The organism is Planktothricoides raciborskii GIHE-MW2, from assembly GCF_040564635.1.
Classification (GTDB): domain Bacteria; phylum Cyanobacteriota; class Cyanobacteriia; order Cyanobacteriales; family Laspinemataceae; genus Planktothricoides; species Planktothricoides raciborskii.
The window spans coordinates 5,159,661-5,184,852 of sequence record NZ_CP159837.1 but is presented as its reverse complement, the minus strand read 5'-3'; the positions used below and the strand labels follow the sequence as shown (position 1 = coordinate 5,184,852).

Annotated in this window: 20 protein-coding genes; 7 read left to right on the top strand and 13 right to left on the bottom strand. The window is 45.1% G+C overall.

The window, feature by feature from the left end:
• The first annotated feature begins 182 nt into the window (after nt 1-182).
• The gene (locus tag ABWT76_RS22225) at nt 183-1,178 is read left to right on the top strand and encodes a glycosyltransferase family 2 protein (protein ID WP_054468042.1); all 996 of its coding nucleotides are present in this window, start codon (nt 183-185) and stop codon (nt 1,176-1,178) included.
• Here the strand turns inward: ABWT76_RS22225 and ABWT76_RS22220 are convergent.
• From ABWT76_RS22220 to ABWT76_RS22175, 10 genes are all read right to left on the bottom strand, one after another.
• Complete coding sequence (locus ABWT76_RS22220; RefSeq protein ID WP_054468044.1) at nt 1,161-2,330, bottom strand: IscS subfamily cysteine desulfurase; 1,170 nt, start codon at nt 2,328-2,330, stop codon at nt 1,161-1,163. The two genes, ABWT76_RS22225 and ABWT76_RS22220, sit on opposite strands and share 18 nt — an antisense overlap.
• Nucleotides 2,331-2,413: 83 nt before the next feature.
• Entirely contained in the window at nt 2,414-3,247 is an 834-nt protein-coding gene (locus ABWT76_RS22215; RefSeq protein WP_354634972.1) for a leucine-rich repeat domain-containing protein, read from the bottom strand.
• Between the two features lie 177 nt (nt 3,248-3,424).
• Nucleotides 3,425-3,679, bottom strand: coding sequence for a hypothetical protein (locus tag ABWT76_RS22210; protein WP_054468050.1), 255 nt, complete (start codon nt 3,677-3,679; stop codon nt 3,425-3,427).
• 149 nt (nt 3,680-3,828) lie between these two features.
• The gene (locus ABWT76_RS22205; protein WP_054468052.1) at nt 3,829-4,440 is read right to left on the bottom strand and encodes an FKBP-type peptidyl-prolyl cis-trans isomerase; all 612 of its coding nucleotides are present in this window, start codon (nt 4,438-4,440) and stop codon (nt 3,829-3,831) included.
• A gap of 277 nt (nt 4,441-4,717) precedes the next feature.
• Nucleotides 4,718-5,041, bottom strand: coding sequence for a phasin family protein (locus ABWT76_RS22200; protein ID WP_054468055.1), 324 nt, complete (start codon nt 5,039-5,041; stop codon nt 4,718-4,720).
• A 254-nt stretch (nt 5,042-5,295) separates the two neighbouring features.
• A complete protein-coding gene (locus tag ABWT76_RS22195) occupies nt 5,296-7,389 on the bottom strand; it encodes an ATP-binding protein (protein ID WP_369817774.1) in 2,094 nt (697 codons plus the stop codon).
• A 251-nt stretch (nt 7,390-7,640) separates the two neighbouring features.
• Entirely contained in the window at nt 7,641-8,927 is a 1,287-nt protein-coding gene (purD, locus tag ABWT76_RS22190; RefSeq protein WP_054468098.1) for a phosphoribosylamine--glycine ligase, read from the bottom strand.
• Nucleotides 8,928-8,980: 53 nt separating this feature from the next.
• Nucleotides 8,981-10,441: an FAD-binding domain-containing protein gene (locus tag ABWT76_RS22185; RefSeq protein WP_054468060.1), complete on the bottom strand. Its 1,461-nt coding sequence runs from the start codon at nt 10,439-10,441 to the stop codon at nt 8,981-8,983.
• 293 nt (nt 10,442-10,734) lie between these two features.
• Entirely contained in the window at nt 10,735-11,283 is a 549-nt protein-coding gene (locus ABWT76_RS22180) for an NUDIX hydrolase (RefSeq protein WP_054468062.1), read from the bottom strand.
• A 172-nt stretch (nt 11,284-11,455) separates the two neighbouring features.
• Nucleotides 11,456-11,650: a heavy-metal-associated domain-containing protein gene (locus ABWT76_RS22175; protein ID WP_054468064.1), complete on the bottom strand. Its 195-nt coding sequence runs from the start codon at nt 11,648-11,650 to the stop codon at nt 11,456-11,458.
• Between the two features lie 178 nt (nt 11,651-11,828).
• Between ABWT76_RS22175 and ABWT76_RS22170 the strand changes: the two genes are divergently transcribed.
• Complete coding sequence (locus tag ABWT76_RS22170; RefSeq protein WP_054468066.1) at nt 11,829-12,026, top strand: hypothetical protein; 198 nt, start codon at nt 11,829-11,831, stop codon at nt 12,024-12,026.
• Nucleotides 11,962-13,209, top strand: a complete 1,248-nt coding sequence (locus tag ABWT76_RS22165; RefSeq protein ID WP_190879561.1) for a WD40 repeat domain-containing protein — start codon at nt 11,962-11,964, stop codon at nt 13,207-13,209. Before ABWT76_RS22170 ends, ABWT76_RS22165 begins: the two co-directional genes overlap by 65 nt.
• 86 nt (nt 13,210-13,295) lie before the next feature.
• Here ABWT76_RS22165 and ABWT76_RS22160 read toward each other — a convergent pair whose 3' ends face one another.
• Together ABWT76_RS22160 and ABWT76_RS22155 are read right to left on the bottom strand one after the other, a co-directional pair.
• Nucleotides 13,296-14,753 carry a serine/threonine-protein kinase gene (locus ABWT76_RS22160; protein ID WP_190879571.1) on the bottom strand — a complete coding sequence of 486 codons (1,458 nt, stop codon included), beginning with the start codon at nt 14,751-14,753 and terminating at the stop codon, nt 13,296-13,298.
• 98 nt (nt 14,754-14,851) lie between these two features.
• Nucleotides 14,852-15,883 carry a LysR family transcriptional regulator gene (locus ABWT76_RS22155; RefSeq protein ID WP_054468072.1) on the bottom strand — a complete coding sequence of 344 codons (1,032 nt, stop codon included), beginning with the start codon at nt 15,881-15,883 and terminating at the stop codon, nt 14,852-14,854.
• Between the two features lie 732 nt (nt 15,884-16,615).
• On the opposite strand from ABWT76_RS22155, the gene ABWT76_RS22150 reads away from it, so the two are divergent.
• The 4 genes from ABWT76_RS22150 (at nt 16,616) to ndhD1 (ending at nt 22,338) form a co-directional block, all read left to right on the top strand.
• Nucleotides 16,616-17,329 (top strand): NnrU family protein, encoded by a 714-nt coding sequence (locus ABWT76_RS22150; protein ID WP_054468075.1) that lies wholly within the window; start codon nt 16,616-16,618, stop codon nt 17,327-17,329.
• 510 nt (nt 17,330-17,839) lie between these two features.
• Complete coding sequence (locus tag ABWT76_RS22145) at nt 17,840-18,229, top strand: co-chaperone YbbN (RefSeq protein ID WP_072160844.1); 390 nt, start codon at nt 17,840-17,842, stop codon at nt 18,227-18,229.
• A gap of 208 nt (nt 18,230-18,437) precedes the next feature.
• Nucleotides 18,438-20,516, top strand: coding sequence for an NAD(P)H-quinone oxidoreductase subunit 5 (locus ABWT76_RS22140; RefSeq protein ID WP_190879563.1), 2,079 nt, complete (start codon nt 18,438-18,440; stop codon nt 20,514-20,516).
• Between the two features lie 244 nt (nt 20,517-20,760).
• Nucleotides 20,761-22,338: a photosynthetic/respiratory NAD(P)H-quinone oxidoreductase subunit D1 gene (gene ndhD1, locus ABWT76_RS22135; protein ID WP_190879565.1), complete on the top strand. Its 1,578-nt coding sequence runs from the start codon at nt 20,761-20,763 to the stop codon at nt 22,336-22,338.
• Nucleotides 22,339-22,411: 73 nt separating this feature from the next.
• Here the strand turns inward: ndhD1 and ABWT76_RS22130 are convergent, their stop codons facing one another.
• Nucleotides 22,412-24,562, bottom strand: coding sequence for a WD40 repeat domain-containing protein (locus tag ABWT76_RS22130; protein WP_054468078.1), 2,151 nt, complete (start codon nt 24,560-24,562; stop codon nt 22,412-22,414).
• Between the last annotated feature and the right edge of the window lie 630 nt (nt 24,563-25,192).

Genomic DNA, 25,192 nt, shown 5'->3' with positions numbered 1-25,192 from the left:
TTTCAGCTTTTAGCTTTGAGCTTTCAGTGTTTAGCTGACGGCTCATCCCTTAAGGCTGAATGCTAAGAGCGATTAGACCGTTTGATCTGTCACCCCAGATATCGCCAACCGATAAATAAAATATCCTAAAATATACTAAAATATATACTAAAATATACTAAGATATACATAAAAAATTTTTTATGACTGAAACTGTGATTCAAGCCTCCGAAAATTCCCATTTTTTTCCTCCAGTTTCCGTCGTTGTGCCAATTTATAATGGGGAAAAAGATTTACCGGATTTATTAGAGTGTCTGCGGCGGCAAACTTATCCCAGGCAACAAGTAGAATACTTACTCGTTGATAATAATAGCCGCGATCGCACCGGGGAAATTTTGGCAACTGCCGCCGCATCCTGCCAAGCAGATCCATCGTCAATTAAGCTTTATGCCTTAAATCAAAATCACATCCAAAGTTCCTATGCTGCCCGGAATACAGGCATTCAAGCAGCTACAGGCCAAATCATCGCCTTTACCGATGCCGACTGTCGGCCAAAACCTGACTGGCTGGCTAATTTAATTCAACCATTTATTGCCGAAAACGTGGGAATTGTCGCCGGAGAAATTGTTGCCTTATCCGGCAAAACTCTCCTGGAAAAATACGCCGATATCCAAGAAACTTTATCCCAAAAACATACCCTAGATCATTCCTTTTGTCCTTATGGACAAACCGCAAATTTAGCCATTCGCCGTTGGATATTTTCAGAAATCGGCTTATTTCGGCCTTACCTCACTACTGGGGGAGATGCCGATATTTGTTGGCGGATTTTAAGAGGAACTAATTGGCAGATAAAATTTGCCCCCTTAGCTTTAGTTGAACATCGTCACCGTTCAACGTTGCGCCAACTAAAAAGTCAGTGGCGGCGGTACGGAGAATCTAATCGTTACTTGCACGAAATTCACGGGGTTGAGTTAATGCGTGAACTGACTCCCCGTGAATCGATTTATCGTCTGAGTCGGTGGTTATTAAAAGAATTGCCGATCGCTACCGGGAAAACCTTATTGGGAAAAAATACCCTGGTGGATTTGCTGAAAACTCCCATTGATTTAATCTGTTGGCAAGCGCGAACGGAGGGACAAAGAGCATCAAAGTTATCCGATGAAGCTTTGATCGTCCCTGATTTATTTGTTTCTGAATAGGACTTTGCGTAAAGCGGTAATAGTGGCGATCGCCGCTTCAGCCACGCGATCGATTTCTTCCGGGGTATTAAACCGACCAATGCCAAATCGGATCGAAGCATAAGCTAATGATTCAGAATGTCCCAGGGCTTTTAACACATGAGATGGGGCAACTTTTGCGGAAGTACAAGCGGAACCGGAAGACACTGCCACTACAGGTTGCAACCCCAACAATAAGGCTGCCCCATCAACCCCTTCCACACTAATATTTAGATTGCCCGGAAGTCGTTCTGTGGGATGTCCATTCAGACAAACTCCATCCAAAGTTGATAATTTAGCCCAGAGGCGATCGCGCAATTTAACTAACCGTTTGCTTTCCGATTTCATTTCCCCAATTCCCAACTCCACCGCTTTAGCAAATCCGACAATTTGCGGCGTATTTAAAGTACCCGATCTCAGACCCCGTTCATGTCCGCCACCGTGCAATTGTGGCGCTAATTTCACCCTCGGATTCCGGCGACGGACATACAGCGCCCCAATTCCTTTTGGCCCATAAACTTTATGGGCAGTTAAGGACATTAAATGGATATTCATGTTCTGCACATCCAGGGGAATTTTGCCAATGGCTTGGGCTGCATCCGTATGAAATAAAACATCTCGCGATCCACACATTTCCCCAATTTTTGCTAACGGTTGTAACACCCCAATTTCATTATTAGCCGCCATCACAGATACGAGAATAGTATCCGGGCGAAAAGCCGCTTCAAGTTCTCCTAAATCAATTAATCCATCGGGTTTCACGGGCAAATAAGTAACTTTAAATCCCAGGGTTTCCAGATACTTACAAGGGTCGAGTACCGCATTATGTTCGGTTTGCACCGTAATAATATGTTTGCCTTTCTGAAAATATGCCTCAGCCACCCCTTTAATGGCCAAATTATTAGATTCCGTTGCCCCACTGGTAAAAATAATTTCCTCTGGGGCAGCTTTGATAGCTTTCGCGATAGTTTCTCGCGCTTGTTTTACCGCTGCTTCTGACTCCCAACCATATTGATGATTATTACTAGCCGCATTGCCAAAATGTTCGGTAAAATATGGCAACATCGCCTGAACGACGCGATCGTCTACCGGAGTCGTGGAGTGACAGTCAAGATAGATGGGTTTATGAGTCATAGTGATTAAAAACAGATAGGAAAAGACAGAGGAAAAACTGTGGATTGATGCGATCGCGTTTCGACTTGAAAGTCACAAAAATATTAACGCGCAGATTCACAAGCCGAGCGAATTATTTCCGGTAAAGAGGCAGCACAGCTTGTTAAAGGGTTATTTCCCAAGGTCAACCAGGAAATATTGGTTAAATTGGCCAACGGTTCAAGATTACTGATTTGATTATCATCTAATTGCAACTCGGTGAGTTCGGTTAAATTGGCCAACGGTTCTAAATTACTGATTTGATTAGTTGACAAATACAACTCATAGAGATTGGTTAAATTGGCCAAAGGCTCAAGATTACTGATTTGATTTATCTGCAAGGACAACCAGGAAAGATTGGTTAAATTCGCCAACGGTTCGATATCGCTGATTTGATTATTCGCCAAAGCTAATAAGGAGAGATTGGTTAAATTCGCCAACGGTTCGATATCGCTGATTTGATTGATATCCAAGGACAACCAGGAGAGATTGGTTAAATTCGCCAACGGTTCGATATCGCTGATTTGATTATTCCCCAAATACAACTCGGTGAGATTGCTTAAATCACCTAAAGGTTGGATATTTTTAATCTCAGATCCCGATATGTCAAGGGTGGTTAACATAAATAATTTTGCCGATGCTTCTGCACAATCTTGGGTTTCCATTTTCGTTAATAGAACTTCAATGGTATGCTGCTCATCGGCTGCTAGGGTTTCCCTAGAAAGACATCTTTGGGTAAATTTTTCATAAGCGTTAATCACCTGATTTTGGCTATATAAATGCTCATTTATACTCAAATTAATTGACTCTTGAGACTGGGCAATATTGTTTGATATAACTACAATTTCTAAGATAAATAATCTCGTAATAAAGCGAATTAATTTAAGGTTTTTTATCATAAATTTACCGGAAATTAACTATAGCGTTGTTCATTAGGTTAAGGTACATAATTTATTTTACTTTATGACCTACTTTATGACCGCATTCGCGGAAATGATATCGTTGCTCTTTAGACCTGAATAAGTTGAAAAAGCTACCGAGTAAGGACAAGCATTCGGGGAATTAATGGTCGGTTTTTACCCAGAGATTTTTAGCCCGAATGCTTCGCCCCTAAAAACGACCTTGAATGCTGATTTATACGGTTTTTTCCAGATGTTAACAGTTCCTTGCTCCTCGCCATTGACTAAATAGCCGTTACTGAAGGCAACCGATCGCACCTCATGGCGGGGTCTGGACGGGGATTCACTGCGCCTGCGCCCGTGCAGACCGCCATCGGTTAGGCCGGGGGGAAGCTCTACAATTCCCAGCAGGGCAGTGCCGTTGTCAATCATTATTATCACAAATCACCAGTGAACCAGTTATGTTTAGCGCAAAAAAACCGGCCTCCTCAAGAAACCGGGTTTGTTTCACACAATGACTAGCAAAGAGCGATAATCTCAAATAGCGATAATCTCAAACCCCCGCAGAGGCGGGGGCAGGCTTAGTTAGCAATTCTGATTAATTCTACATCAAAAATTAAAGTGGCATTGGGCGGAATCACTCCACCGGCGCCACGCGCCCCATATCCTAAGTCTGCGGGAATAATCAGTTGACGACGACCGCCAACTTTCATACTGCCAACACCTTCATCCCAGCCTTTGATCACTTGACCGATACCAATTTTGAACTGGAAAGGCTGACCGCGATCGCGTGAACTGTCAAACTTGGTGCCATCTTCGAGGGTGCCGGTGTAGTGAACTACCACGGTGTTACCCCGTTGGGGAGTCGCACCAGTTCCCGGTTCAATATCAATATACTTGAGGCCAGAGTCAGTGGTAATCACGTTTTTTGAACTATCCATTTCTGTTGTGTTAGCGCTGGCTATTAAGGTTTGTTTTTTCGACTGATTGGGATCCGCGCTGTCAATCAGCGCTTGTAAACTGGTTTTTTGGGGACGAGAAGCAATGCTCGTGACTTCTGTCACCGGGTTTGGGGATTGTTCAGTCTTCAGTTCCCCTGCGATCGCCTCTTGACCTTTATTGGTCAGTTGGGAGATCGCCAGTACCAAAAAGCAGGCCAACATCACGCCTAGGCTGATTAAAATTTCTCGCAAAATTACTCCTCCTTTTATCGGTCGCAATATCTTTGTCAGGGCAAAGCATATAGCCTACGGCATGGCGAAAGCTTACCGCGCTGAAATTTTATTGGATAATCCTCAAGATTGTTACGCGAATGCTTTGCCCCTACAATTTGGTTCTAAGGTACATTGGCTTTCATCCTCACTTTAAACCTAAAGGGTCACAGGAAAAAAAGAAAAACTGCGAAAAAATCCTCTGATGATTTTGGCCGTGCCATTGTTTTAAGTAATTTTTTGCCCCATGTGGCCGATATTAACGCCAATGCCGATTTTCTAAATCTCGGATCTGTCGTTCCAGGCGATCCAGCCGTCCCCGTAGTTCATCCATCTCCGCTTGACGCGGCACCCCAATATCCTGCATTAAATTGCGGATTTGCCGTTCCATCTGGGCTTCAAAATTACCTTGTTCAGATTTGATATTCTGCATCAAATCGTCTACAAAATGCTGCGCTTGATCTGGATTGATTTTGCCATCTTGAACCCACTGATCGCTAACTTCTTTGAGTTTTTCTGCGACCAGGGAGGTGGTGCCAATGCCGATCATCAGCAGTTGTTTGATCAAATTATTATTATCCATTCGCTATCATCCTCTAAATTAGTCAAAAATAAGGGTTTTTGAATTACTCAACCATGTCCCTTGCTCTGTTTGTGCAATATCAGATGCATTCAGGGATTCATTATTGGTGAACTATGGCTGAATCTTGAACGCGATCGCTATCTCTATTCTGCCATAGAGAATTCATCCACGATGAATGCCTGGGGATCCTATCCTTTGCCTCCAGTGGTCTAAATTGTTTTACACTCTGGGGAAACAGGTAATCCGGTGAATATTTAAATTTTCTGGCTAATTTTTTCGGGAGAAGCGATCGCCGCATCCACCGTTTCCTGATGGAAAATCGGCTGAAAATTCTCTGGCTTTGACGGATTCATTTCTTCCTCAAACACGGCCAGATCAAACCAAAAAGTTGTCCCCACCCCCACCTCACTAATTAAATTAATTTTACTATGGTGCTTGTCCATAATATTCTTCACAATGGACAAACCCAGACCCGTTCCTTCCAAAGTATGTACCCGATTTTCCACCCGGAAAAAGCGGTCAAAAATTGCCTCTTGGTCTTCCGGATCAATGCCGATCCCCGTATCGGAAATCTCAATCCGCACCACTTTTTTTGTTTCTTGAATTTCGGCAGTTTTGTCCGTTGACCAAGAAAAACGAATAGTCGCCTGGGGCTCTTCGAGGACATAAGCCCGAATCATCACCCGTCCCCCAGAAGTGGTGAACTTCAAGGAATTGCCCACTAAATTGGCGAAAACTTGCAGCAATAAATCATAATTTCCCACCACTGGGGGCAAATTGGGAGCAATTTCTTGGCCGAGTTGAATACCTTTATCTTTGGCATTCAACTGATAAGTCCGCAGCGTTTGTTCAATATTCTGCGCCAAATCAATTCCTTCAAAGTTATAGATTCGAGCGGATTCTAATCGAGAAAGATCCAAAACATCATTAACTAATCGAGTCAGGCGATCGGTTTCATTATTGGCAGTTTCTAAGAACTCACGCCGCTCGGTTGCGGTGAGTTCTTCCCCATAATCATGCAAAGTTTCAATAAACGATTTAATATTAAAAAGTGGGGTTCTGAGTTCATGGGAAACATTGCTAATAAATTGACTTTTCGCTTCGTTGAGTTCCACCTCACGAGTAATATCTTGAATCGTCATGGCAATGCCTTTGAGACTATCACGATAGTAATGAGGTCCAATATTACATTTGAACGAGTCTTGATAGAGGGTACATTCCGTGGCGGTCGGTCGTTGGGAAGAGGTACAAGTATTTTCCTGATGGTAAGTACAGGTTTGACACAAAGGTTCATCTCCAGGGGCTTTGTGGAGTAATACGGTGGTCAGCAGAATGCGGACACTGCGTCGCGTGGGTTCTGTGAGGCTGATTCTAAATTCCGCCCCTTCGCGATCGCCAGCCGCAATTTCATACAAAGGTCGCGTCAGTTTTACCGTCACTGCCGAAGGTAAACAATGCAGGACATTTTCGCCGATGATATTGCTGCCTTGCCAGCCAAAAAATACTCTTGCTCTGGGATTAACTAAGACAACCTGTAAATTAGTATCAATTAGCACTGCCCCATCAGCGATCGTGGAAACCAGGGTTTCTAGCTTGGCTTTTTCTGCGGTCATCTCCTCGATATTTTGGGCTTCGTACTTTTCCAACCGTTCGGCCATCTCATTAAAGCTAAAAATTAATTCACCCAGTTCTCCACCAAAAGGCAAATCAATCCGCTGCTTAAAATTACCGGCGGCAATATTTTTCACCCCCAGCAATAACTCTTTAATCGGTTTAGTAATATTTAGGGCATTAAACACCGCCCCCAAAATCACCATCACCCAAATCGAGACAAACACAGCAATTGTCACATCCCTGGTCAAATGAGAGGAAGCCACCACCGTAGGATTGGGGTTAATCCCGATCGCCAATACTCCTAGATATTGCTCATCATGGATCAACGGCACAAAAACATCGGTCACTTCTCCGGCTGGAGTCTGGTGTTGGCGTACCATTGGCAAATCAGAATTGGTGGCAAAGCCTTCCGGTAACTGAATTCGCCGTTGCAGCATCAGGGAATTTTGCACCTGTGATTCTGAGAAAGGAATTCCCAAGAATATTTGTCCTTGAGGGTCGGCATACAGCATATAACGCACGCTGGTAGTGCTGCTGTAAAAACGGTGGGAAAAGCGGGCCACCTCTGTCTCGTTGTGTTCCGCAATCAAGGGCGCCACATTACTTGCCAACAATAAACCCAGATCCCGACCAAAGCGGGTATCATTCATCCTGGCATCATCTTGGATCGTATTGACAGCCCAAAATGTCAGGCCACTCATAATTAAAGAAACCACCAAGGTGGCAGCAGCCATTAGTTTGGTCTGGAGGGTGAACTCAGACCACCAGCTTGTAATAATTTGTTTGATCTGTGTGAGTAGAGCCACCAAGCTTAATCCTACCCCGTGCAAGGAGATGACGAGTATTCAATAGTCATTTGGATGGTAACAGATCGTCTAGTTATTGAACCAGCAAAATTTGTTATCTGTTATTTGTTGTTTGTGATTAGTTATTAGTGGTTGGTTATTTGGCTGCGAATAGCCAACCACCAACCACTAATCACAAGTTAGATATTTTTCACCCGATAACCAATGTCTCGGCGACAATAAGCCCCTTCAAATTCGATACAATCCACAGCCTGATAAGCATTAGCTAAGGCTTCGTCAAAATTACTGCCGATCGCTGTGATGCCTAAAACCCGACCGCCATCAGTAACGATCTCCCCTTCAGACGAGAGTTTTGTCCCGGCATGAAAAGCGATCGCCCCAGTATCGGCGGCTTTGTCCAAACCGGCGATCGGTTTTCCTTTTTCATAACTGCCCGGATAACCGGCGGAAGCCATCACAACACAACCGGCAGCCCCGGGTTTCCATTGAATTGGCAGCATTTGGGCCAAGCGTTTTTCCACACAAGCCAACATCAAATCTTCTAAGGGGGTTTCCAGCAACGGCAGAATAGCTTGAGTTTCGGGATCCCCAAAGCGACAGTTAAATTCCAACACCTTGAGATCCCCATTGGGGGCAATCATCAAGCCCGCATAGATAACCCCACAGTAATCAATGCCGCGATCGCGGAAAGCCTTGATCGTCGGTTCAAGCACTTCTTGCTGAATTCGTTCTTGGAGGGCGGGGGTGACAATGGGAGTTGGGGTGTATGCACCCATACCGCCCGTATTTGGCCCGGTATCTCCTTCGCCCACTTGTTTATGGTCTTGAGCCGGTAACAAAGGCACCACCGTTTTCCCATCAGTCAGGGCTAATACCGAAGCCTCTTGACCGGGTAAAAATTCTTCAATCACCACACATTCACCGGCAGACCCAAAGGCACCGCCAAAGGCTTCCGCGATCGCGGCCTCTGCCTCTGCGATCGTTTGTGCCACCGTCACCCCCTTACCCGCAGCCAAACCATCAGCCTTAATCACAATTGGCACGCCTTGCTCACGCACATAAGCGATCGCTGCATCCATAAGGGTATGGGTAAACACAGCGGAAGCGGCGGTAGGAATTCCCGCTTCTTGCATCAAAGCTTTAGCCCAAGACTTACTCGCTTCAAGTTGGGCTCCAGTTTGGGTCGGCCCAAACACTTTCAAATTATGGACTTGAAGAAAATCCGTAATTCCCAACGCCAGAGGCACTTCAGGCCCCACCACCACCAAAGAAACATCATTGGCCAAAGCACAATCCTTAATCCCTTGGAAGTCATCCACCGCGAAAGGATAATTTTGGCATCCGGGCATCATCGCCGTCCCCCCATTTCCAGGGGTACAGATCACCTGCTCTACTTTCTTTGATTGCAGCAGTTTCCAAGCCAGGGCGTGTTCACGCCCTCCATTGCCAACGACTAAAACTTTCACTGGTTTTCCCTCAAACAATTATTCGTTATTCGTTATTTTTTGTTCGTTATTCGTTATTCTTCGCTGGTGATTTCAGCGTTGTTGAATTTGTTTTGCTGGTAAAGCCGCCTAAACTTCTGCTGCTGCTGTTGGTGATCCACAATTGGCTCTGGATATTTAGCGGCTTCCCGCTTGTCTGCGGGAATTTTACCCGTGATGAGAAACTTAGGATCCACTCGGCTGAGTTCTGGGAGCCAGCGCAGAATATATTCCGCATCGGGATCAAATTTTTTCGCCTGAGAAGCGGGGTTAAAAATTCTAATCGGTTTCGGATCCATGCCACTAGAAGCTGTCCATTGCCAACCCCCGTTGTTAGCGGACAAGTCCCCATCAATCAGGGTTTGCATAAAGTATTTTTCGCCCCACTGCCAATTGATGATTAAATCTTTGGTCAGGAAACTGGCGACAATCATCCGACAGCGATTATGCATCCAGCCGGTTTCATTCAGTTGGCGCATGGCCGCATCAACGATCGGATAGCCGGTACGTCCTTCGCACCAAGCTTGAAAATATTCTGGGTTATTCTCCCAGGGGAAATTTTTCCAGGCAGCGCGGTAGGATCCATCGGCCAATTCCGGGAAATAATACATAATATGTTGATAAAACTCTCGCCAAGCCAGTTCTTGTTGCCAAGTGCGGATATTACTCCGAGCTTCATCACTGCGGCATTCTTTCCAAGCAGTGTCGATCGCCGCCCAAACATTTCTAATGCCAATCACGCCAAATTTCAGGGCGGCACTGAGTTGGGAGGTGCCGGGAATATCGGGAAAGTCTCTTTGTTTGTCGTAGGCCAAAATCTTTTTATGACAGAAATCTTCTAGTTGAAGTTGGGCAGCCTTTTCTCCTGGAGCCTGCACCAATGGCCGATCCCAAATAAATCCTAAGTCCTTGGCCTTGGGAAGGCGATCGATCGCCCCCGCATTTTTGGCGGAGGCCAACTCTTCGGCACTCAAACCCGTCATTGAGGCGATCGCGGGCATGGGTTCCGACTTATTTTTTCGACTCCAATTTTTCCAAAACGGTGTATAAACCGTGTAGGGTTTGCCCTTCCCAGTCAGCACCATTCCCGGTGGTAATAGAAGCTGATCCCAAAAAGTGTTGACTTCGATGCCTTTTTCACTCAGGGCTGCTTCCACCTTTTGATCCCGTTTTTTAGAGTAAGGCTCAACATCAGAATTCCAATAAACCGCTTGTGCCCCCAATGCAGCGGCTAATGATGGGATCGCTCGTTCGGGTTGGCCATGAAGAATCAACAACTGACTCCCCATCTTGGCATAGTTTTCCTGCAATTCTTGCAAGCTATCCAGAGCATAGGCCATCCTTGCCGGTGCCACGTCATCTCTCTCTAAAATATTCGGATCTAGGCAGAATATACCCACAACTTTGGGACTAACCTTGCGAGCATTTGTCAGTCCCACGTTGTCGGTTATGCGTAGATCCCGCCGGTGCCAAAATAAAATTACGCTATCAGCCATTAGCCTACATACGCTGAAATTCCTAAACTGTTAATCCTAGCATATTTTTGTGCCAATTTTCGGCAGAAATACAGGATTGGTCAGAATTGAGGGGCAGAGGAGCCCGCCGTCGGCAGAGGAGATGAGGAAGTGAATAGTGAATAGTGAATAGTGAATAGTGAATAGTGATAATTCTTTTGTACGGGCGAATGGCCATTCGCCCGTACGACTTTTCACTTTCCCCTGCTCCCCCACACCCTACACCGATGGCGGCCCTACACCCTACACCCTACACCCCTCCTGGGTTAATTAGGTTAAGTTAAAAAAGGACGAGCCAAGAAAAAACTAGCGATAGATTTAGCATCGATCAGTTCACCGCCTAAAATGGCTTTTTCTAATTCTTGAGGAGACATAAACACGAGTTCGATATCCTCATCATCATCTTGGGCGGGTGGGTTCGGTAATTTTTCTAAATTTTTGGCTAAGAAAGCATAGATAATTTCGTCAGAATAACCGGGGGCTAAGACAAATTGACCTAAGTTTTTCCAACTATGGGCGCGGTAGCCGGTTTCTTCTTCGATTTCCCGTTTTACTGTGGTTTCTGGGTCTTCATCATGTTCTAAAGTTCCCGCCGGAAATTCTAAAATCCGCGATTCTACCGCAAAACGATATTGTCTTAACAGGATGAGTTTGCCATTGTTGGTGACTGGAATACAAAGGGCACCACCGGGATGCCGGATACATTCCCATTCTCCTTCTACACCATTGGGCAAGCGGAGAAGATTGACATCAAAACCAAATTTTCGTCCAGAATAAGATAAACGATGTTTGATCAGTTGTGGTGGTTCTTTACCAATTGACATAGAATTGTTTCGGGTTAGGTTGTTTGAAAAAATCTATTTTTACTGTAGCGGGCGCTATCGGTAAAATCAAGCATCAATATTCTTGATAATTTTGATTTATGCTGATTTTTACGCTGAGTTTGATGCTGAGTTTGATGCTGAGTTTGACTCAGATTTATTAGTTTATAATCGGTTATTCAACCGTATGACCGGCAGCAGCGATCGCCTCTTTAATTGCGGTTTCTGAAGCCTGAGTTTCTACCTGAACAACTTTGGTGGATAAATCAATGGTGACTTCGGATCCGGCATCGACATTTTTGATGGTATTGGTGACAGTTTTGGCACAAACTTCACAAACCATTGAAGTCACCTTCATTTCCAGGGTCATGGTCAATCCTCCGCAAGGGTGATAAATTGTTGGGCTGCCAAATTAATTGATGACAGGAGATTTTTCGCTCTTTTATATCCCGGAACAGTTTAGCATTTATTACAAGGCAGGCGATCGCTGTTCATCAGATAATTTTTGACAAATAAAGATCAATCATATCGTAGGTCATCTATTCTACTTGGGGAAACCCCAAGACCCTACTGGCTTCGGAATTCAGGAGATCGCTCTTGAAGCTATTGCATATAAAGAATTTTGGCGATCGCGCCATCCATCCCTGCCCGTAAAAATCAAAGCCCATCTTTGGGTTAGTGATGGTGGCGTTGACTTGGGTGGGGGTGCAGATTTATCAGTCTACGCGATCGCCCCTAATGATTGATTCGACGAGCACCAACATTCCCACAACCACACCGGATCCCACGCCGACGCCCGATGCCACACCCACACCGGATCCCACACCCACGCCAGATCCCACGCCAGATCCCACGCCAGATCCCACGCCAGATCCCACGCCAGATCCCACGCCAGATCCCAAACCAGATCCCACGCCAGATCCCACGCCAGATCCCACACCAGATCCCACACCAGATCCCACACCAGATCCCACGCCCACCCCAGATCCCTTACCAGATAGCGAAAATACCAAGCCGCCAGAAGTGGTGAAGAATACCGCCGGAAATTTTCAGGCCAAGATGACGATCGCCGCTCACCAAAAGCCGGTTGCTTCAGTGGCGATTAGCCAAAACGGTGAAGTAATTGCCACAGGTGGGTCAGATAATGATGTTAAACTTTGGGATCTGAAAACGGGAAAGGAAATTAATCGATTTTCTCAACATTTGGGCAATGTTTGGGCAGTGGCAATTAGTCCCGATAGTCAAACGGTGGCTAGTGGCAGTGCCGACACTAAAATTATGTTGTGGGATGTGAAAACTGGCAAATTAAAGCAGACATTATTTGGACATACGGATCAAGTCCATGCGATCGCCTGGAGTCCTGACGGTCAAACTTTAGCCAGTGGTTCTGGTGGGGTCGGTAAAGATTTTTCCGTGCGGCTTTGGGACGTGGCAAGTGGTAAAGAAACCGCAGTTTTAAAAGGTCATAATGACCGAGTATATGCGATCGCTTTTAGTGCCGATGGCGACAAATTAGCCACCGGGAGTCTGGATAAAACGATTAATATTTGGGATAGTAAAAGTGGAGAAATATTACAAACTTTAGATGGCAGTAAATTCTCCGTTGACTCTTTATTATTTACTCCCAATGGCCAGAGTTTAATTAGTAGTGACTATCTGGATATTAAAGTTTGGAATTTAAATACAGGGGAGGCGAATACCCTCAAAGGTCATCGGGATGTGATTAATGCGATCGCCCTGAGTAATGATGGCCAATATTTAGCCACTGCGAGTAAAGATAAAACGGTTAAATTATGGGATTTAGCCAGTGGCAAAGAAATAGCTACACTGACAGGACATAACCAAGAAGTGCGTGCTGTTGCCTTCAGAGATGGTTATTTAGTCAGTGGGGATACGGAAGGAAAAATGAAAATCTGGACTAAACAGTAAACGGCTGCAAAAAACCGAAACCGGGTTTAGGTTGACTGGGCAATCTATGGGCGATTTTGCGACGAGAATAAACCCGGTTTTTTTGCTTATAAAATATCAGACAAAAATTTATACACCAGGCGAAATAAAGCCGTCACTGCTGTGGCACATAAAGCCCCAAACATGGGAACCAAAATTATTTGACTAGCAGGATTTCCTCGTAAAGGGGGAATAAAAAAGACAATTGCTAAAGAAATTACCGCAATAATTAACAAATCGTATTTTTCAATAATCCGTCGATTTTGGGCAAAGAATAAACCTGCCAAAATTCCCAACCAAAGCAAGGTACTCACAGCAGGAACCTTAATTAAATTGCCGATCGCCACTAACAGCAAACCGCCTTCAAACCCGGTAAATGCCGCCCCGGTTAAGACTTCTAGGGTAGAAAATTGACCAGACTGAGAGGTGATCGGGGAAACGTTAACTGGAGATGGGGGTAGGGTTGGCTGTACCGGAACCGGCAGATTAGACGGAGGGTTGACCGTTGGCTGGGGATTTGGCGGAGGTATGATGGTGGGGTTGACGGGTTGGGTTGGCTTTTGTGGGATTGGAGCATCGAGAGCCCCTAGGACTTGTTCCGCAGAAGCATAGCGATCGCTCGGTGTGGGCAAAAGCATTTTATCCAGCACATCCCCTAAGTGATTAGATACTTGGACATACTTGCGCCAATCCCACTGATTAGTATAAGAATCAAAAAGTTCTTGGGGCGGTTTGCCGGTGAATAACATAATACAAGTCACCGCTAACGCATATAAATCTGTAGAGGGAAAAACACTGCGACCGGCCATTTGTTCTGGGGGCGCAAAACCCATAGAATAAATCCCCGTGGATCGACCCGCCCCACCGCTGGCAGCGGCTTGGGTGACTTGTTTCACCGCCCCAAAATCTAACAAGAAAAGACGACCGGAAGTGCGATCGCGCATAATATTAGAAGGCTTAATATCTCGGTGAATCACCTCATGCTCGTGAACAAACTTAAGAATCTTCAAAATCCCTTTCAGGACTTCTAAGACTTCTGGTTCAGAAAACTGACCTTTTTGGGCTAATTCTTCTTCAAGATTCTGACCATCAATAAATTCTTGAACCAGATAAAAATATTGTTCAGATTTTTTAGATTTCCACCCAGACGCTTCTAAAGGAAAATAAGCCAACAAATCTGGAATTGCCGGATGTTTTCTGCCTAAATTGTCCAGCACCACCGCTTCGCGTTCAAATAAACTTAAAGCCAGTTCCATTTGTTGTGGACTCAAATCTCCAGCGGGCTGAAATTGTTTCACCACACATTCACGCATTCCGGGGGAGCGGCGATCGAAAGCCAAAAAAGCAGCCCCAAATCCTCCTTGTCCTAAGAGTCTTTGCGGCAGATATCGACCATCTAAAATTAGAGTCATGCCACAAGTTGTACAATATTTTTGTTGAACCGTTTTTAAAGTCTGATGATTATCAAGGTCAGCAAAATCATTGTTGGGACGAGAACAACCCGGACGAGTACAGAAAATCTTCATAACTTTTGGCAATTCACGAGGGTATTTTTTGGCACTTTCCTGACCGTTGACAGTCAACAGTCACCAGACAACTGGCAACGGTCAACAGTTAATAAAAGTCAGCGATTATTTAAATTAGAAGCATCCTCCTCCCCAGGGTCAGATAGATCGTCGGCGATCGCTGTTGCTGAGGCTGAGGACTGTCCCGGTTCATTCTCAAACCATTTCGGGGCAGCACCAAACTGAGGCAAAATTTCCCGACTAAATGCCTCGGCTGCTTTAGAACGATAGCGATTCGGATTGACCATTACCCATAAAATTCGTTTAACTTCCACTTCATGAATCGTCACTCGGTGCAACATCCCCATTTGCAACTCTTTCTCGATCGCGGAAATTGAGACAAAAGCGGCGCCTAAACCGGACTGAACGGCATTTTTAATTGCTTCAATAGAGTTTAACTCCATTTCCACTTTTAACCGCCTGGTGTCAATTTCATAGCGAGTGAGAACTTGATCGATCACTTTTCTAATGGTTGATTGAGAGTCTAGGGTAATAAACTCTAATTTATAAAGATCATCTTTATCGATGGTGTTTAATTTCGCCATCGGATGAGATACTGGCACGATCAGGGCTAATTCATCTTCGGCATAAGACTGCACTTTCAGAGAGTCTTGTAATTCCGTGGGGACTTCACCGCCCACGATCGCCAAATCCACTTGTCCATTGGCCACACTCCAAGCCGTCCGACGAGTCGAGTGAACATGGAGTTGTACCGCCACATCAGGATAGTGCTTGCGGAACATTCCAATCATTCGAGGCAACAGATAAGTTCCCGTAGTTTGGGAGGCACCGATAATCAAGGTGCCACCTTGGAGATTTTGTAAATCTTCAATCGCCCGACAAGTTTCCTGACAAAGACCGAGAATTTTTTCACCATAGCTGAGTAACAAGTGACCCGCTTCGGTCAGCTGCGCCCTTCGGCCTCCTCGGTCGAACAATGGCACATCTAGCTGTCGCTCTAAGTTTTGTACTTGCAGACTGATGGCTGGCTGGGAGACAAATAAACTATCCGCAGCGCGTTTAAAGCTTCCCTCCGCAGAAATTGCTTTGAGAATGCGTAACTGATCTAAAGTAAAAGGAATATCCGACATAGTTTTTTCCCGTAGTTATAGTTTTTTGGGGGTGTTGCGTAAAGTCAACACAAAAAACGGATTTCTTTGGCCAAGACAAGATTCAAGATCCTTAGCTGGATTTTTATTGAACCGCCAAATATCCCCACCCTACTGGGTGATCTGCGCGAGATAGAGGTTCGTCCTCGGCACTAAGGGTGGGTATTGAATCAAGATTTTCTTTTGATGGCGACAGAAAAATGTCTCTCCTTAATCCTCTCACTGTTTTTTGTAAAAGGGATTGCAATTGCAGTTTACCACCCCCCCACTCGTTGGCGGACGCGCCCGGATATTTTGACCAGATCCCAGATCCCATATCCCATATCCCAGATCCATTAGATATGTCGAGATACAGCAATCCTATATCAGTTGTGGAATGAACCCTCACCCCCAACCTACCCCTGCCCCCGCCTTCGCGGGGGGCAGCCCAAAACGGGAGAGGGGAGCAGTTTCATAAATCATTTAAGATTGCTATATGTCTAAAACTGGTGATCCCCTAAGAACGAGATCCCCGGTCGTTTCCAGAGGGCGCTTCCAGAAAGCGTCGGGAGAGAAAGCTCGATCGCCCCTACAGGTGATCCGGTAGCCCCCTGGCCTAAGCATTACGCCCCTATATGAATATTCAAAACAGACGAAAGTTCGTGGCCTGAGCCCGAATTATGTCACGATGGTTGTTGATGATTAATTGTTCTCAATGGGGATTAAAAATCAGAAATGAATCTTGATTGGTTGACTCTGAGCCATTTTCAGATGATGGGGCTGTTGTTGGGGTTTGCGATCGCCCACAGTGGTTTAGCCGCCTTGCGACCGAAGGGCGAAATGTGGATCGGCGCCCGGTTGTATCGAGTCCTCTTTGCCTTAGTAAGTTTGCCTTTGGCTGTGGTGTTAATTATCTATTTTTTCAACCATCGCTATGATGGCTTACAACTTTGGCAACTCCAGGGAGTTCCCGTCGTCAAACCGATTGTTTGGGTACTTTCAGCCATTTCCTTTTTCTTTCTTTATCCAGCCACATTTAATCTAATAGAAATTGCCGCCATCAAAAAACCGGAAGTTCACCTGTATGAAACTGGGATTATTCGCATTTGCCGTCATCCGCAAATGGTAGGTCAAGTGATTTGGTGTATTGCTCATACCCTCTGGATTGGCACCAGCTTTACTTTAGTCACTTCCCTGGGATTAATCCTGCATCATTTATTTGCGGTTTGGCATGGCGATCGCCGCTTAATGGCTCGTTATGGCGAAGCATTTGCTCAAGTCAAAGATCGGACATCAATCATACCTTTTTTAGCGATTTTGCAAGGCCGACAAACCATAAATTTTGCCGAGTTTATCCGCCCAGCCTATTTGGGAGTTACCATTTTTATCTTTGGTTTATGGTGGGCTCACCCCTTACTCATGCGAGCAACTGCCACCGTTGCTTGGTAAGGGATAAAAATTTTAAATTTCGCTCCCCCCTTCCGCCCCACATTATCACTGAGTGGTTAGATATAGATTAACTAGGGGCAATTAATCAATTGCCCCTAGTTAATCTAATTCCCTGACATGAAAATATCCGGTTAATAACGATAAAAATACTAATTATTTTATCTGCTAATAGCATTGAAAATTTAAATTTATGATTTTACTTATAAAACAATAGTCGTTTTATAAGTAAAATACTTGTCAAATTATATAGATAGTTAATTTATCGGCATAACACATAGATAGATGGTATCTAAAATTTATAGAAGATATGGCAACAGTCTATGCTTTAATTGGAGCCGATTAATGTCAAAAATATCGAAGTGATTATTTAGATTAATTATTTATATAAATAACATCCATAGGTGGCTCAATAACAATCCAGATAGCGATGGATTTATTCCCCCAAAGATCGCAAATGGATGTAGCATAATTCCAGGATTGTTTAGAAAACCTATTTGATCTGAGAGGAGAATGCTGTTGCTAGTTAATCAGTACACTTTTAAACAAGAAGTTTTAGAAGCATCCACCCCAGTCATTGTTCACTTTTGGGCTCCTTGGTGTAGCTTGTGTGGCATGATGGAGCCGGTGTTAACTTCCTGTAAAGCCAGGTGGGGAGAACAAATTAAGCTGGTGGGGATCAACGCGGATCAAAGTTTACCCCTAGCCAGCGCTTATCGTCTCACCACCCTCCCCACCATTATCCTGTTTGAAGGGGGCGAAGTGCGATATCGGGCAGAAGGGTGTCATCATCGCGATGAACTATACAGAACGCTACAATGTCTGATTTTCAAATTAGTCAACCAGGGTCAACCCCTGTTGCCTGAACCAGAGTATGATGTCAGTTTTGCGAAAAAAACATGACTTAGCCTGGGTATCCGTTGCTTGATGCTAACCCCTGACGGTCAGTACCAGCAAAAATTCATGTAATGAACAATTAACACAGTAGCAGTCAATAAATTCTGCGAATAGACTATGGTATTGAGTGGCGCATAAGGTTAAGAGACTGCAATTGTGTCAAAATGTGATCCAGAGTGTTTCTTAAGTACAAATTCTTAAATAGAAGTTAGAGATGGAACCGATATATCAGTATGCATGGCTGATCCCGGTCTTGCCCTTGGCAGGAGCAATGATTGTTGGCCTTGGCCTGATTTCATACAACAAGGCGACGAATGCTCTGCGGCAAGCTAATGCAGTCTTTGTCGTCTCTTTGGTGGGCGCTTCAATGGTCTTGTCCTTTCTGCTGTTGTGGAGTCAACTGCAAGGACATGAACCCTATACGCAAATGTTTGAATGGGCAGCAGCAGGGAATTTTCATCTATCGATGGGTTATACGATAGACCATCTTTCCTCTCTGATGCTGGCGATCGTTACGACCATAACCTTTTTGGTGATGATTTACACCGATGGGTACATGGCTCACGATCCAGGATATGTACGCTTTTACGCTTACTTGAGCATATTTAGCTCCTCCATGTTGGGGTTGGTGATCTCTCCCAATCTGGTACAGATCTATATATTCTGGGAACTGGTAGGGATGGCTTCCTACTTGCTGATTGGCTTTTGGTACGATCGCACCGCTGCGGCTGATGCTTGCCAAAAAGCATTTGTCACCAACCGAGTCGGGGACTTTGGTTTGCTGCTCGGTATTTTAGGCATCTACTGGGCTACCGATAGTTTTGACTTTATCGTCATGGGCGATCGCCTAACGGAACTGGTGGAGTCAGGGGCGATCGCCTCTGGTCTAGCGGCCTTATTTGCCGTGTTGGTCTTTCTCGGCCCAGTAGCGAAATCTGCCCAATTCCCGCTCCATGTCTGGCTTCCCGACGCGATGGAAGGCCCGACCCCGATTTCCGCGTTAATCCACGCCGCCACAATGGTGGCCGCTGGAGTCTTCTTGATTGCCCGGATGTACCCAGTTTTTGAAGAAATTCCCCTGGCAATGGATGTCATTGCTTGGACTGGATGCTGTACGGCTTTCTTGGGCGCCACGATCGCGATTACTCAGAACGACATTAAAAAAGGATTAGCTTATTCCACGATTTCCCAACTTGGCTATATGGTCATGGCAATGGGCGTCGGGGCTTACGGCGCCGGGTTATTCCACTTAATGACCCACGCTTATTTCAAAGCCATGCTGTTCCTCTGTTCTGGCTCAGTGATTCATGGTATGGAAGGGGTGGTCGGCCATGACCCCGTACTGGCTCAGGATATGCGTTTGATGGGGGGTCTGCGTAAATATATGCCGATTACCGCCACCACCTTTTTGATTGGTACTTTGGCCATTTGTGGGATTCCCCCCTTTGCCGGGTTCTGGTCAAAAGATGAAATCCTCGGCAGTACCTTTGCCGCCAATCCCGCGATGTGGGTGGTTGGTTGGCTGACCGCTGGTGTAACCGCTTTCTATATGTTTCGGATGTACTTCAACACCTTTGAAGGCAAGTTTCGAGGCAATGAAATCGATATCCGCAATCAACTTTTAGCCACCGCTAATGGTGGTAAACCGGCTAACGCTTTTGGGCCGGGAGCAATGGATCCCAAAGAATTGGCTCACGGCCATGATGGTGACAACTGCGACCACTCTCACGGTCATAGTGAATATCCCCATGAGTCGCCTTTGACCATGACTTTCCCCTTGATGGCTCTGGCAGTACCTTCAGTGCTGATTGGATTAGTCGGCACCCCGTTTGCCAACTACTTTGAAGAGTTCATTCATCCACCCAGTGAAACGGTGGCGGAAGTCCTCGAACACGCTGAGGAATTTGATTTGACTGAATTTCTGGTGATGGGGGGTTCTTCCGTGGGCATTGCCCTGATTGGGATTACCATCGCTTCGCTGATGTATATGAGTCGTAAAATTGACCCCGCAGCGATCGCCCAAAAAATCCAACCCTTGTATCAGTTATCCCTGAATAAGTGGTACTTCGATGATATCAATGACTTCCTCTTTGTCAAAGGTTCTCGCCGGTTAGCCCGACAAGTCCTAGAAGTGGATTCCCGCGTCGTCGATGGGGCCGTCAACCTGACGGGTTTGGTGACGGTGATTACCGGAGAAGGATTGAAATACTTCGAGAATGGTCGCGCCCAATTCTACGCCTTAATCGTATTTGTGGCCGTTTTGGGTTTAGTGATTATTTCTGGTGTCACCTAATAAAGAGAGAAGAGAGAAGAGAGAAAAGAGAATAGAGAACACAGAATAGAGAACACAGAAGAGAGAAGAGAAAATTTTCCTCTTTCATCTTTCATCTTTCCTCTTTCCTCTTTCATCTTTCCTCTTTCCTCTTTCCGATGAACGGTTATTGGTTATTTGGTATTTGCCTCAAACCACAAATAACCAATAACCAATCACGGTCAACGGTGAACCAATAATGAACAACAAACAATGATTGATTAATATGACTGATTTTCCCTGGCTGACTTTCATAATTTTATTTCCCATTGTGGCAGCCCTGGCAATTCCATTGTTGCCCGATAAAGATGGTCAGACCGTAAAGTGGTATTCCTTGATTGTGGCGTTAATTGACTTTGCTGCGATCGCTTACGTTTTCTGCAATCACTACGATCTGAGCAATCCCGACCTACAACTGGTGGAAAGCTATGGTTGGGTTCCCAATCTGGATTTAAACTGGTCTGTGGGTGCCGATGGCTTGTCCATGCCCTTAATTCTACTGACTGGTTTTATTACCACCTTGGCAATTTTGGCCGCTTGGCCAGTCACCTTTAAGCCCAAGCTGTTCTATTTCTTAATGTTGGCCATGTACGGTGGTCAAATTGCCGTGTTTGCCGTCCAGGATATGCTGCTGTTTTTCCTGGTCTGGGAACTAGAACTGGTGCCGGTTTATCTGATTTTGTCCATTTGGGGGGGCAAAAAACGCCTCTATGCCGCCACTAAGTTTATTCTCTACACTGCCGGTGGTTCTCTGTTTATTTTGGTAGCAGCCCTGGCAATGGCATTTTATGGTGATACGGTGACGTTTGATATGAGAGCGATCGCCGCCAAAGACTATGCCATGAACTTCCAACTGCTCCTCTACGGTGGCTTTTTAATTGCTTACGGCGTGAAATTGCCCATTTTCCCCCTGCATACCTGGCTGCCGGATGCTCACGGGGAAGCCACCGCACCCGCACATATGTTACTGGCTGGCATTCTGCTGAAAATGGGTGGATATGCCCTAATTAGAATGAACGTGGGAATGCTCCCAGAAGCCCATGCCCAATTTGCCCCGGTATTGGTAATTTTGGGGGTGGTGAATATTGTCTATGCGGCGTTAACTTCTTTTGCCCAAAGAAATCTCAAGCGGAAAATTGCTTACTCTTCCATTTCTCACATGGGCTTTGTCCTAATTGGCATTGCTTCATTTAACGATTTGGGCATGAGTGGGGCCATGCTGCAAATGATTTCCCACGGTTTAATTGGTGCCAGTCTCTTCTTTATGGTGGGAGCCACCTACGATCGCACTCATACGTTGATGTTGGATGAAATGGGTGGCGTTGGGCAAAAAATGAAGAAAATTTTTGCCATGTGGACGACCTGTTCTTTGGCTTCTTTAGCCTTGCCTGGAATGAGTGGATTTGTGGCGGAGTTAATGGTCTTTGTTGGCTTTGCCACCAGTGATGCTTACAACCCCACATTTAAATTAGTGGTGGTAATTTTGGCCGCTGTTGGAGTGATTTTGACGCCAATTTATTTGCTGTCCATGTTACGAGAAATCCTCTACGGACCGGAAAATAAAAACTTAGTAGAAAGTCAAATTTTGGTGGACGCCGAACCTAGAGAAGTCTTTATTATTGCTTCTTTGTTAGTGCCGATTATTGGCATTGGAGTCTATCCCAAATTAACCACGCAAATCTATGATGCCACCACTCAACAGTTGAATGCCAAACTCAGAGAAGTGGTGCCCAGCTTGGTGAAACAGCCTTCCGTTGCTTTATCCGAGCCAATGCAAGCCCCCACCATTGGCGACGCTTGGTAAAATTCAAGAAACCGGGTTTTTTGCTGTGAGCCACTGAGATGCTTTTGGCAGAGGGAAAAAACCCGGTTTCCGCTCATAAAACCCCCCAAACTTTAACCGTACCATCAGCACTGCCACTGGCTAAAATATAGGATTTGCCGAATCCGCTTAAGCTGAAACATAGAGAATTCACGGACTCAGAATGTCCATTCAAAGTTCTTAGTTGTTGACCGTTATAAAGATTCCAAACTTTAATACTGGTATCGGCACTGCCACTGGCAAGTTGATGCCCATAGGGACTAAATGCCACAGTCATTACCGCATCTTTATGGCCATCAAAGGTGGCATAAGCCTCGTTATTTTTCAGGTTCCAAAGTTTGACGGTGCCGTTGTCTCCTGCGGCGGCTAGGAGTCCAGACCGGCCACTAAAAGCAACGTGATTAACGCCATCTGTTTGGGTTTTAAAATTGTGTAAGATTTCGCCGGTGACTGGATGCCAAAATTTGACCGTGCCATCGCTACTGCCACTGGCTAAAATATCTCCATCTCGATTAAAAGATAGAGAACTTACCCGGTCAGTATGTCCGGTTAAAGTTAATACTTGTTGGCGAGTTGGTAGGTGCCAAAGTTTGATGGTTTCATCGGCACTCCCCGTGGCCAGAATTTCCCCATTCGGGCTGATGGAGATCGCATCAATTCTTTCAGAATGCCCATTCAGAGAAAGCATCTCTTGATGGTTTTCTAGATTCCATAGTTTAATCGTGGTATCGTTACCACCACTGACTAAGGTCTGACCGTCGGGAGTGAAGGAGATCGCCCAAACTCCTCCTTTGTGCCCTCGCAGGGTTTGAATTATGTAACCTGTCCGCAAATTCCACAATTTAATAATGCCGTCTTCACTGCCACTGGCTAAAATTGGCCCCGTGGGACTGACGCTGACCACTTCCACCCAACTGGAGTGACCAGTGATGCTGAGAAATTCTTCCCCCGCATGGAGATTATAGAGTTTCGGCGGTTCTTGGGGTTGATTGCTGCCTAAAATTTGCCCATCGGGAGTAAAAATCACTGACTCGGCAAATTCCACATCTCCACCGAGGGTATTTTTTTCTTCAGTTGTCACCGGATCCCAGATTTTGATGGTGCGATCGCCACTCCCCGTGGCTAAAATCTTGCCATTGGCACTGAACGCCACGGAACTGACCCAATCAGAATGACCTCGCAGAGTAATATGCTTGTAACTCCTCATATCCCACAGTTTGACACTTTGATCCGCACTACCACTGGCCAAAGTCTGACCATCGGGACTAAATGCCAGAGAATTCACCCCTAAAGAATGTCCTTTTAAAGTCGCGATCGCTTTGCCGGTGTTCGCCTGCCAGAGTTTAATCGTGGCATCTTCCGATCCACTGGCTAACATATGGCCATCGGGACTAAACGCCACAGTGTAAACCCAATCATAATGGCCAGTCAAAGTGAGTTTACAGATCCTAGTGCGTAAGTCCCAGACTTTAATGGTACTGTCCCCACTGCTGGCTAACATCTCCCCATTGGGACTGAACACCACAGCATATACCCAGTCGTAGTGATCCTCCATTGTGTACAGCGGCTGGGACGAAATTTGGCCATTGGCATCCGGCACCAAATTCCAGAGCTTAATCGTGTTATCTTTACTGCCACTAGCCAGCATCTTCCCATCGGGACTAAAAGCCACGGAAGTAACCCAGCGGCTATGATCTTTCAGGGTTTGAATCAATTCCCCGGTCGAGACATTCCACAACTTAATGCTACTGTCACCACTGCCACTAGCCAGCATATGCCCATCGGGACTAAAGGCTACGGAATCCACCCAATCAATATGTCCCGTGAATATTCGCTCTTCCAGACCTCTTTGAATATGCCAAAGTTTGATGATATTGTCATTCGTGCCACTGGCTAACATTTGGCCATCGGGACTAATGGCAATGGTATATACTCGGCTGGAATGTCCACCGAGAGTACGGATACATTTGAAAAACCGATAAGGGTTATATTGCTTGAGCGCTTCTCTGACCTTGGGGTGTGGATTTTGCTTGAGCAACATATAGGCGGCTCTGGTGATCGGTTCTGAGTCATCTTGCAACGCCGCAATTACTAAGTCTAATCCTTTTTCTCCTTGATTCAAAGCTTGTTTTAACCGAGTGATTCTTAACTTGAGATGGGTTAAAACCTGATCGCGCTCGCTAGGATGATTTGATGTTTTTGTCATAGTTTTATTTTTGATATATGCTTATTATCAGTTTGACTTATTTTTGGCTCGGAGAGATCGCTTCGATCTGCTTCAGAACTGCCTCTATCCATCTTGGCAACCACAGAGGAAGTTTCACAAGAGGCTGTTTCACAAAGAGAAAAAAGCGGTTAGCTGGACATTACTTGGGTGGTTTAATTCCCCCGATAAACTTTAGGCTTCTCAGTTGATTACCTCCTTGGCTTTGTTGTTTTTTTGCTAACTCAACCGGCTTTTTAACCGATTCATCTACCGATAAAAATACCGATATTTTTCCTAGATAAAGTTCAGTGTATCAGGATATTTTTCTGTATTTTCAAACTTAAACTTATAAAAAAAATTTTTTTAAAAAAATTAAAGCCAAAAAAGATATTTTTATATATATTGATGTAATTTTTTTAATTTTTTTTTGTTTTTGGCTAGGTTTTAATCAATTAAGCCTGACTACAAAATTAATCGTCATTTTTTATTATAATTAAACCGAAAATAGTTGAAAAAGCCATCAAAGGGTTATTTGAAAGATTTTCCTAATATTTTCCTAATAATATTTTCTTAAAATTTTTGATTTTTTGGTCGAAAATTTTTGCTACAATAACTTAACATAAATCTACA

Excerpts from the sequence above, each read along its gene's own strand:
- ndhD1 (WP_190879565.1), top strand. The coding sequence starts at position 20,761 with ATGACTGATTTTCCCTGGCTGACTTTCATAATTTTATTTCCCATTGTG.
- ABWT76_RS22200 (WP_054468055.1), bottom strand. The coding sequence starts at position 5,041 with ATGGATAATAATAATTTGATCAAACAACTGCTGATGATCGGCATTGGC.
- ABWT76_RS22160 (WP_190879571.1), bottom strand. The coding sequence starts at position 14,753 with ATGAAGATTTTCTGTACTCGTCCGGGTTGTTCTCGTCCCAACAATGAT.
- ABWT76_RS22140 (WP_190879563.1), top strand. The coding sequence starts at position 18,438 with ATGGAACCGATATATCAGTATGCATGGCTGATCCCGGTCTTGCCCTTG.
- ABWT76_RS22130 (WP_054468078.1), bottom strand. The coding sequence starts at position 24,562 with ATGACAAAAACATCAAATCATCCTAGCGAGCGCGATCAGGTTTTAACC.
- ABWT76_RS22210 (WP_054468050.1), bottom strand. The coding sequence starts at position 3,679 with ATGATTGACAACGGCACTGCCCTGCTGGGAATTGTAGAGCTTCCCCCC.
- ABWT76_RS22215 (WP_354634972.1), bottom strand. The coding sequence starts at position 3,247 with ATGATAAAAAACCTTAAATTAATTCGCTTTATTACGAGATTATTTATC.
- ABWT76_RS22225 (WP_054468042.1), top strand. The coding sequence starts at position 183 with ATGACTGAAACTGTGATTCAAGCCTCCGAAAATTCCCATTTTTTTCCT.
- ABWT76_RS22180 (WP_054468062.1), bottom strand. The coding sequence starts at position 11,283 with ATGTCAATTGGTAAAGAACCACCACAACTGATCAAACATCGTTTATCT.
- ABWT76_RS22195 (WP_369817774.1), bottom strand. The coding sequence starts at position 7,389 with ATGGCTGCTGCCACCTTGGTGGTTTCTTTAATTATGAGTGGCCTGACA.
- ABWT76_RS22175 (WP_054468064.1), bottom strand. The coding sequence starts at position 11,650 with ATGACCCTGGAAATGAAGGTGACTTCAATGGTTTGTGAAGTTTGTGCC.
- ABWT76_RS22150 (WP_054468075.1), top strand. The coding sequence starts at position 16,616 with ATGAATCTTGATTGGTTGACTCTGAGCCATTTTCAGATGATGGGGCTG.
- ABWT76_RS22165 (WP_190879561.1), top strand. The coding sequence starts at position 11,962 with ATGGTGGCGTTGACTTGGGTGGGGGTGCAGATTTATCAGTCTACGCGA.
- ABWT76_RS22185 (WP_054468060.1), bottom strand. The coding sequence starts at position 10,441 with ATGGCTGATAGCGTAATTTTATTTTGGCACCGGCGGGATCTACGCATA.
- ABWT76_RS22155 (WP_054468072.1), bottom strand. The coding sequence starts at position 15,883 with ATGTCGGATATTCCTTTTACTTTAGATCAGTTACGCATTCTCAAAGCA.
- ABWT76_RS22220 (WP_054468044.1), bottom strand. The coding sequence starts at position 2,330 with ATGACTCATAAACCCATCTATCTTGACTGTCACTCCACGACTCCGGTA.
- ABWT76_RS22145 (WP_072160844.1), top strand. The coding sequence starts at position 17,840 with ATGCTGTTGCTAGTTAATCAGTACACTTTTAAACAAGAAGTTTTAGAA.